This window comes from Citrobacter sp. VF227 (assembly GCF_052950715.1).
Genome location: NZ_JBRFVF010000276.1, coordinates 1 through 509 on the forward strand (window position 1 = coordinate 1; position 509 = coordinate 509).

General features: G+C 47.5%; 1 protein-coding gene. It reads right to left on the bottom strand.

The features are described 5' to 3' along the window. Positions 1-54: 54 nt before the first annotated feature. The coding region (locus tag ACU8YC_RS26300; protein ID WP_446896162.1) for a hypothetical protein at positions 55-509 on the bottom strand (455 nt) is incomplete at its 5' end.

Consider the following 509-nt stretch of genomic DNA (forward strand, 5'->3'; position numbering starts at 1 on the left):
AAGTAAGAGTGCTATCTCAGGAGGAATCAGCAAGAGTATCAGACTAACGTTGTGCTAAATCATCAGGAAATGCATGATGAACGGTGAGAGAGACTGATGCAACATCAATGAGCGCATCTGATTCGACGTCAGCAAGAGCATCTGACTCAGCGTCAGTAAGTGCATCTGATACAGCGTCAGTGAGTGCATGTGACTCAGCATCAGTAAGCGCATCTGATTCAGCATCAGCAAGTGCATCTGACTCAGCATCAGTAAGTGCATCTGACTCAGCATCAGTAAGTGCATCTGACTCAGCATCAGTAAGTGCATCTGATTCAGCGTCAGTAAGTGCATCATATTCTGCGTCAACAAGCGCGTCTGACACAGCATCAGTAAGCGCATCCGATTCAGCATCAGCAAGTGCATCAGATACTGCGTCAACAAGCGCGTCTGATTCAGCATCAGTAAGTGCACCTGATTCACTGCGAGCAACAGCATCTGACTCTGCATCAGTAAGCGCATGCGACTCA